The organism is Paracraurococcus lichenis (assembly GCF_030657435.1).
Taxonomy (GTDB): Bacteria; Pseudomonadota; Alphaproteobacteria; order Acetobacterales; family Acetobacteraceae; genus Paracraurococcus; species Paracraurococcus lichenis.
Genome location: NZ_JAUTWS010000134.1, coordinates 1 through 8,223, shown reverse-complemented (window position 1 = coordinate 8,223; position 8,223 = coordinate 1). Strand labels below are relative to the sequence as shown.

8 protein-coding genes are annotated in these 8,223 nt (G+C 68.0%); 3 read left to right on the top strand and 5 right to left on the bottom strand.

The window, feature by feature from the left end; genetic code table 11:
• On the top strand, window positions 1-521 hold a 521-nt coding region (locus Q7A36_RS36715), incomplete at its 5' end, for a transposase (protein WP_305108755.1).
• Window positions 522-550: 29 nt separating this feature from the next.
• Here the strand turns inward: Q7A36_RS36715 and Q7A36_RS36710 are convergent.
• Entirely contained in the window at window positions 551-961 is a 411-nt protein-coding gene (locus Q7A36_RS36710; protein ID WP_305108754.1) for a response regulator, read from the bottom strand.
• A gap of 979 nt (window positions 962-1,940) precedes the next feature.
• Here Q7A36_RS36710 and Q7A36_RS36700 point away from each other — a divergent pair.
• The gene (locus Q7A36_RS36700) at window positions 1,941-5,414 is read left to right on the top strand and encodes a bifunctional diguanylate cyclase/phosphodiesterase (protein WP_305108753.1); all 3,474 of its coding nucleotides are present in this window, start codon (window positions 1,941-1,943) and stop codon (window positions 5,412-5,414) included.
• A gap of 218 nt (window positions 5,415-5,632) precedes the next feature.
• Here Q7A36_RS36700 and Q7A36_RS36695 read toward each other — a convergent pair whose 3' ends face one another.
• Entirely contained in the window at window positions 5,633-6,145 is a 513-nt protein-coding gene (locus tag Q7A36_RS36695) for a GGDEF domain-containing protein (RefSeq protein WP_305108752.1), read from the bottom strand.
• 285 nt (window positions 6,146-6,430) lie between these two features.
• Between Q7A36_RS36695 and Q7A36_RS41865 the strand changes: the two genes are divergently transcribed.
• A complete protein-coding gene (locus Q7A36_RS41865) occupies window positions 6,431-6,649 on the top strand; it encodes an IS4/Tn5 family transposase DNA-binding protein (protein ID WP_370655773.1) in 219 nt (72 codons plus the stop codon).
• A gap of 55 nt (window positions 6,650-6,704) precedes the next feature.
• On the opposite strand, the gene Q7A36_RS36690 is transcribed toward Q7A36_RS41865, so the two are convergent.
• The 3 genes from Q7A36_RS36690 to Q7A36_RS36680 all read right to left on the bottom strand — a co-directional run.
• The gene (locus tag Q7A36_RS36690; RefSeq protein ID WP_305108751.1) at window positions 6,705-6,863 is read right to left on the bottom strand and encodes a hypothetical protein; all 159 of its coding nucleotides are present in this window, start codon (window positions 6,861-6,863) and stop codon (window positions 6,705-6,707) included.
• A 4-nt stretch (window positions 6,864-6,867) separates the two neighbouring features.
• Window positions 6,868-8,085, bottom strand: coding sequence for an IS4 family transposase (locus tag Q7A36_RS36685; RefSeq protein WP_305108750.1), 1,218 nt, complete (start codon window positions 8,083-8,085; stop codon window positions 6,868-6,870).
• Window positions 8,043-8,223 (bottom strand): hypothetical protein (locus Q7A36_RS36680; protein ID WP_305108749.1); only part of this gene is annotated, 181 nt, incomplete at its 5' end. The genes Q7A36_RS36680 and Q7A36_RS36685, both read right to left, overlap by 43 nt.

Below are 8,223 nucleotides of genomic sequence, written 5' to 3'. Positions count from 1 at the left end.
CCCTGCACGGCTGGCTCAAGGAACGGCTTGCGGCGATCCTGGCGACCATGCCGCCACCCGTCGCGCCAACCGATGCGACGCTGACCCATGCCACATGGGAGGTTTGGCAAGAGGGCTTGGTGGAGCGCTTCACCTTGCCGGCTGATTTGCCGCCGTTGCGCATGCTCCTCGTTTGGGACAACCTGACCGGCCACAAGAGTACCGGGATGGTGCTCTGGCTTTGCCAGCATGGCATTATGCCGCTCTACACCCCGCTCGGCGGCAGCTGGCTGAACATGGCCGAGTCTATCCAGCGCATCCTCAAGCGCCGCACGCTCGATGGCCAGCATCCGCAAAACCCGACTGAGATCGGCACCTGGTTCCAACAGACAGCACAAGCCTGGAACCGGCAGCCAACACCCTTCTTGTGGAACGGCAAGCGCCGGAAAAGGCGACGCAAGCAATATGGCAACGCACGCGCACTCGGCGGCTCAGGTGCTCACACCTCTCAGCCGCTATCCCGGCACGACAGCAGTCAATGAGAATGGCGCATTCCGAGGCAAGTGACCCACTAGACGTAATCCGTGTCGCGGCGCCATTCCTGTGGCCAAGTACCTGTGCGAGCCTGCTCCATGACGTCCAGCACGGCAGGAATAAGTTCGTCGTAGCCGCCGGGCTTGTGGAGCCTCACCGTCGGCCACCCGAGGCCGCGCAGGTCGGCTTGTGGCGCGTCGCCATCAAAGCCGGTGATGACCACCACAGGCAGGTTTGGAGCATGCTGCCGCAGAGCGCGGATGACACGCGGACCAGCGACGTCGCCGCCGAGAGACATGTCTACGACCGCGACTGCGATCCGGTCTGCCGCTGCTGTGGCGTGGACCATGGCCTCTGTCTCATCCGCAGCGAAGATCGTGTCGAACCCCTCCGCAGCGAGCAGACCATCGGCCAATAGGCATAGCAGGGCCTCGTCTTCGACGATCAACGCCAGTGGCCGCCTCCGGCCCGTTGTGCTGCTGTCTTGCATCGAGCCGAGATACTTAAATGAGCGTATATAATCAAAATTTTTCTACTATTAATTGTGCCTCGGGCCGATCCAGGCGGCCAGAAGGAGGGCAAGCTGGTCCCAGCGCGACGAGTGAGGCACCACATCCAACGATTTAGGCCCAGAACAGCAAGATCGTTGTGCTACTCGGCAGACATGACAACCGCCACCGACGATTTGGAAGCGCTGAGCACCGCTCTGGTAGGACAGCATGTAGCGCGCCACAGCGACGTATCCGCGGCCGCCTATTTTGAACTGGGCATTCTGCTGGCACACACTGGCGCTGAGGTGTCGGATTGGTTGATGACCGCACCACGTTGGGCTCGCGCCGCCGTGGTAACAGGCCGCTCGGCAGCGCTTCACAAGCTGCACGAGAGCCGCCAGTTCGCTTCTGTAATATCGTAGCGGAGCGGGTCAGCCGGCGAGGCATCTCGCGCTGCTGTCGTTCGGCCGCGCGTGCACATAGCGGGCGGTAGTCGCCACGCTGGCATGCCCGAGCGTGGTCTTCACCAGGGATATCGGGGCGCCCAGATCCAGGGCATGGCTTGGCGTGCGCATGCCGCAGCCAGTGTGCCGAGACCTCCAGCGTCAGGCCCGCGCGGGCCGCCGCTGCCTTGACGATGTGGTGCACCTGCGAGGGTCAAGCGCGCCGCCCTTGCGCAAGCGGAAGACCGGCTCGTCGCCGTTGGCCAGCAGCCGATTGGAGCACTAGCCGCATTTCCGGTAGAGCGTATCCCGCTCGGAGAGCAGCAGGCACGTTGAGGCACCGGGTTCATGGCCCTGCAGGACCGGAGTCCCGATAAGGAACGCCAAGTCGTCCTTTTTCGCGGTTCTCGTCATGCACCTGCTGCTTGCCTCGGTACTGCGATCCTTCCTGCGCGTTCGCGATGCAGTCTGGCGTGGGCTCGTCGGCGCTGTCGTGGGCCTAGTCCTGGCCATCGGCACCGGGGCCTACCTCCTACAGCAGCGCGATGTGGCCCTGCGCGACGCCGAGCGCGAGGTGAGGAACCTCTCCCTCGTCCTGGCGACCTCGGTGGAGCGGGGCTTCCGCGCCATCGAGCTGATGCAAACCGGCATCCTCGAATGGCTGCACGCCGAGGGAATGGACCTCCCCGAGACCTATGCGGACCGCGCCAATTCCCTGGCGGTGCAGGCGGCACTGCACGGCCGCATGGCGGCACTGCAGCAGGTCGCGTCGGTCTTCCTGACCGACGACGCAGGCCGGCTCATCGTGGGTACCAAGGCCCCGTGGCCGACCCCCAGCCTCTCGCATGCCGAGCGGGACTTCTTCCGGGCCATCGCCGACGTGCCAGGACGCGAGAGCTACCTGAGCTCGCCCTCACGCAACACCTTCGACGGCGTCTGGAACATTTACGTTTCGCGTCGCATCAGCGCGCGGGACGGACGCTTTCTCGGTGTCCTCGGTGCCACGGTTGCCCTCGACAACTTCGAGCGGTACTTTGGCGGCGTCGCCCTCGGCCCGGACAGCTCGATCTCGCTCTCCCGCAGCGACGGCCTGCTGCTCGTCCGCCACCCGCGGATCGAGGAGGCGGTCGGCACCTCCACCGCCCAGAGCGCAGCGTTCCGGCAACCCCTGCCGAATGGCGGCAGCGGCGTCGCGACGGAGATGAGTCCGCTGGATGGCAAGCTTCGAATCAAGAGCGCGCGGGCGCTGGAGGGCTATCCCTTGGTCATCCAGGCGACGCGCGCGGTCGAGGCGGTTCTCGAGCCCTGGCACCGCGAGGCCAGGCGCCTCGGCCTGCTGATCCTGCTTCTCGAGGGGCTGATCCTCGGCGGCGTCCTGCTCGCCAACCGGCACGACCGGCAGCGCGCGACGCTGCAGCGGCTGCGGCAGGCCCAGGCGGAGTCCGAGGCAAGGCTGGCCCTCTCCCAGGAACGCGAGCGGGCCGCCCGCGCCCTGGCCGAGCGGGAGGCCGCCTTCGGCGCAGTCTTCGAAACCGGAACAGCCGGCGTCGCGGAGCTGGACCTCGCGTCCAACCGCTTCGTCCGCGTCAACCAGCGCTTCTGCGAGATCACTGGCCGCACGGAGTCCGAGCTGCTCGGCGGCCTCGACTCCGGCGATCTCGATCACCCGGAGGATCGCGCCGAGGCCGCGGTACGGCTGCGCGCGGCGGTGGCCGCGGGCCACGGCTATGATATGGAGAAGCGCTACCTGCGGCCGGATGGCACGATAGCCTGGGTTCGCATCAGCGCCGCGGTCTCGGCGCGCGACGCCGCCGGCCGCCCGCTGCGCAGTGTCGGCATCGTGCTCGACATCACCGAGAGCCGCGAGGCCGCGGAGCGGCTGCGCGCCAGCGAGGCGCTGCTGCGGATGGGCATGGAGGTCGGCCGGATCGGCACCTTCGAGCGCGACCTGGCTACCGGCGCGTTCCGCTGCGGTCCGGAGACACGGGCTATCTTCGGCTGGCCCGTCGAAGAGCCGATTTCCACGGCGACCTGGCTGGACTCGATGCTGCTAGAGGACCGCGAGTGCATGGCGACGCGGGTGCGCGAGGCCATCGCCAGCCGCGCCGAGGGGCTGACGTCCGAATACCGGCTCCATGGCGGGTCGGATGGCAGTCCGCGTCATCTCGAGGTGCGCGCCCGCTACACCTACGACGCGGAGGAGCACCCGGTCAGCGCCATCGGTGTCGTTATCGACATCACCGAGCGGCGGGAGGCGGAGCAACGGTTGCGCGAGAGCGAGGCAAGGCTGCGCCTGGTCATGCAGGTCGGACGGATCGGCAGTTTCCGGCACGACGTTGCCAATGACCTGTTTCATTGCGATACGGCGGCGCGATCCATGTTCGGCCTGCCTCCGGGCGAGGAGCCGGTCCCGGCCGAGAGCTGGTTGGCCGCGGTGCTGCCCGAGGACCTCGAGGGGCTCCAGGCCGAGGTCGGCGCGGCGTGGGCGCGGTGCGAACCGGAATACGTCATCAGCCACCGACTGCGCGGCGTGGCGGAGGGCGAGGTGCGCCACGTCGAAGCGCGCATCCGCACCGACTACGACGCGGAAGGGCGGCCGGTGCATGCGATCGGCGCCGTCATCGACGTCACCGAGCGGCGCGAGGCCGAGGCGCGCATTGCCCACATCGCTCATCACGATGCTCTCACCGACCTGCCCAACCGTACCCTGTTCCGCGAGCGCCTCGAGGAGGCCCTGGCCCGTGCCCGTCGTGGCACAGGCTGCGCCCTGCTCTACCTCGACCTCGACCATTTCAAGGAAGTCAACGACACCCTCGGCCACCCCGTCGGCGATGCCCTGCTCAAGGCAGTGACCGCCCGGCTGCTGGACAGCGTGCGCGAAACCGACACCATCGCTCGCCTCGGCGGCGACGAGTTCGCCATCATCCAGGTCGATGCCGAGCAGCCCACCGCCGCGACCACACTGGCCAAGCGGCTGGTCGAGGTGCTCAGCGCTCCCTTCGAGCTCGACGGCCATCAGGTCGTGGTCGGCACCAGCATTGGCATCGCCATGGTGCCCGGCGACGGCGAGGACGCTGACACGCTGCTGAAGAACGCCGATATGGCGCTCTACCGCGCCAAGGCTGAGGGGCGCGGGCGCTGGCGCTTCTTCGAGCCCGAGATGGACGCGCGCATGCAACTGCGCCGTGCCCTGGAGACCGACCTGCGCCGGGCCCTCGCCGCGGGCGAGTTCGAGCTCCACTACCAGCCAATCATGGACGTCGCCTCGCGCCGGGTCAGTGGCCTCGAGGCGCTGATCCGCTGGCGTCATCCCGAGCGTGGCCTGGTGCCGCCCGACGCCTTCATCCCGCTCGCCGAGGAGATCGGTCTCATCGTCCCGCTCGGCGAGTGGGTCCTCGCCCAAGCCTGCCGCGATGCCGCCGGCTGGCTTGGCACGCCGAAGGTGGCGGTCAATCTCTCACCGGTCCAGTTCGCCAGCCGCGGGCTGGTGGATGCGGTCGCCACCGCCCTCGAGCTGTCCGGCCTCGACCCCGCCCGGCTCGAGCTCGAGATCACCGAGACGGTGATGCTGCAGGACACCCAGGCCACGCTCGCCACCTTGCACCGGCTGAAGGCGCTCGGCGTGCGCATCGCCATGGACGATTTCGGCACTGGCTACAGCTCGCTCAGCTACCTCCAACGCTTCCCCTTCGACAAGGTTAAGATCGACCGCAGCTTCACCAGTGGGCTGGAGCAGTCGCCCCAGAGCAACGCTATCGTGGGGGCCGTCACCGATCTCTGCCTCGGGCTCGCCATGACGACCACGGCGGAAGGGGTGGAGACCGAAGAGCAACTCCTGTCGCTGTTGCGCAAGGGCTGCCAGGAGGCGCAGGGCTACCTCTTCAGCCGGCCATGCCCGGCCGGCGAGGTGCCGGGCCTGCTCGACCGGCTGGAGCGGGAAGCCAAAATCGAGACCGCGGCGGAGTAGACGGCGAAGCGCCGGAAGCGCCGGGGCTTCCATCTCGCCCGCCCATCACTGCCGGCGGGGGAACTGCCGGATCACCTCGGTGGTAAGCAGGCCTGTGGACGCGCCGATCTGGGCGGGCGTGCTGATGCCTCCGTCATTCCCTGCTTCCGCCGGACAAGGCGGCACGGGCAATGGCCAGGCAGCCTCGGACGCCGCCATGGCACGGCGGATCCCGCAGATCAGGGATCGATCACGATCTGCCCTCCGCCGCTCGCCTGCGCCGAGGCGAGGGCGACGCAGGCGCGAGCGATCAGATCCTGGGCCGGGCTGCCGGGGCCCCGACCGAAGGCCAGGCCGATGCTGCAGCGGATCGCGATCGGGCCGCGCTCGGTCGGCACCGGTGTGCCCGCGACCAGTCGCTGCAGCCGCAGCGCGGCGTTGCGAGCCCCGCTGCGGAAGGCCTCGGGCAGGCAAATGGCAAAACCCTGCGGCAGCCGGCCCACCAAATCGTTCGACCGGAGCCCAGCGCGCAAGCGGTCGGCGACGCCGAGGAGGATGCTGTCGACCTGGTCGGGCCCTTCCACCGTCGCAATCCGGTCCAGGCCATCCAGCCCAATCGCGACGAGGGCGACGGGCAGCCCTTCGGAATCCGACAAGTCGAGCGCCACCTCGACAAAGCGATGCATCGCTGTCGGCGTTGCGGTGCCGGTCAGCGGGTCGCGCTGCCCCGCCCGCTCGAGATTGGTTAGCATGGCCGGAACCCGGTTCTATGGTTGGCCTTAGAAATCAGAACGCGATTACTGGGGCATTAATATAAGCGTTTTGGTGCAAAACTCCTGTCGAACCTGCCCTGTGCGTCCCGAACCCAACCGGCATGGAGGCTGCGCCGGCGCATGGAGAAAGGACCGGGCGGCTCGCCTTTGAGGTTCGGCCCGCCTCGTCGGAGCTTCCGTGAGGGACCCCGCCCTTCAGGTCTTGACCTTACCCACAACTCAGCTTCGGCGTAGGGGCTTGGCCTGCAGGTAGGGCTGCCGGTCATGGAAGACGCGGGGAGCTGGGCGGAACGGCAGTGGGGCGAGGTTGATTTGGGCAACCATCGCCGGACGCGGCGGGCGGTGACGATGGGCGCGGCGATGGCGGCGCAGCCGACGGCTGGGCTGCCTGGTCAGATGAGCAGCTGGGCTGGTACTAAGTGCCTGTCCGGTGGTAACTGCTACGACGGACGCGATCTTTATGCTGTAAGATCAGTAGGTTAAAGGAATCGTGTTAGAGCACTTATCGCTGGACGGTCCCCTTTAAGGCCAATGCTGTTCACTTTGAAATCCTTATCGCGGCTCCGTAATCGACACGGGTGATTGGCTGTGGTGCGCGTGGGCGCAGCGGGTAGTTGCTCATCTTCCGCTTGACGCCGCGCGGCACCTGTCGACCGCGACCACTCACCGCGCGCTCCTCCAGGATCTCGTCCAGCACCGCCTTATGCAGGGCACGCCTGCGCCGAGGGGGGAAGTGCCGCGAAGTGCGGGATTTTGCGGCGGATGACCTGCACGGCGTGTGAGAAGGACAGCCGGTCGAGATCCTCGTCCGCCTGCAGGGCGGCTTCGTGCATGAGCCCGCGTACCGCGAAATGCGCCAGCAGCAGGCCCCAGACCTCTTGGCGGACCAGCGCCGGTGTCTTGGAGCGCAGCACCACCCGCGCGCCCCGGAGCTGCGTCTTCAGCTCCGCCAAGGCGACCTCGATTTCCCACCTCTCGTGGTAGAGCGCGGCCAGTTCCGCCGCCGGCGCGCGCTGCGGGTCGAGGATGCTGGTCACCACGCGATACAGCGGTTCGGCATCGGGGATGTCCTCCAGCCGGTACTCCACCACACGCAGTCGCAGGCCGTTGCTGCGGTGCCGGCGATCCGCCTGGTCCGGATAGACCGTGCTCAGGTAGGAGCCGTCCGGCAGCACCTGCTCGCGCGGCAGCCGCAGGTTGCTCTTGACCCGCCAGAGCAGGTCGGCGCCGGTGCTCGCCGCCCGGCTCCAGAGCGCGTGGCCGAAGAACTGCCGGTCCGCCAGGCACAGCATGCCGGGCCGCAGCGCGCCCAGCACCGCCTGCGCCAGCGTCGTCTCGCCCTCGGCATACCGGCCCAGCCGCGCGCCGAACAGCACATGCGTGCCGTTCTCGACCAACGCCACGAGCCGCAGTTGCGGGAAGGCACTCTCCCCGCGACTGGCCCCGGGCAGGCCGAACTCCGCCCGGTTCTCCTCCGTGTCGGCAACGTCGAGGCAGGTGCCGTCCAGACTGGTCAGCCGCCAGCCGCGGTACCGCGCCCCCTTGGTGGCGGGCGTGGCGATCGGCTGTACCAGCGCCTCGTAGAGCCGCTGCAGCGGCGCCTCGCCGAGCCGACTGCGGGCCTGCGAGATGCCGCTCTTGCCGGCCACCCGCACCGCCTCCGCACCCCAAAGCCAGCGCAGGCCCTCCAGCAGGCAGCGCAGCACCTCGCGCGTGCTCGAGCCCATATAAAGCGTCATGGCAATGACGTAGTAGACCATCACCGACGCAGGCAGATCGCGCTCGCGTTCGCTCGCACGGCCAGTCTCGGTGAGGATCTCGCGCACCCGCGCCAGTGGCACAGCCCCGGCGATCACCCCGAGGCTGACGTGGTCGCTCAAACGAACGCCGGCCGGCAGGCCAGCAGGAACACCGGCCATGGCTGCCGATCCTGCATCACCGAGGGGCCGTCACCATAGGCATTTTGCCCTTCAAAGTGAACAGCATTGCCTTTAAGGCGGCGTACCGCTTGCTGGAACGGCCGGAGGTGACGCTTGAGGCGGTGACCGGGCAGCACC

Bases quoted from the DNA above. Each gene is read 5' to 3' on its own strand.
- Q7A36_RS36695 (WP_305108752.1), bottom strand. From the start codon at position 6,145: ATGCTAACCAATCTCGAGCGGGCGGGGCAGCGCGACCCGCTGACCGGC.
- Q7A36_RS41865 (WP_370655773.1), top strand. From the start codon at position 6,431: ATGGAAGACGCGGGGAGCTGGGCGGAACGGCAGTGGGGCGAGGTTGAT.
- Q7A36_RS36685 (WP_305108750.1), bottom strand. From the start codon at position 8,085: ATGGCCGGTGTTCCTGCTGGCCTGCCGGCCGGCGTTCGTTTGAGCGAC.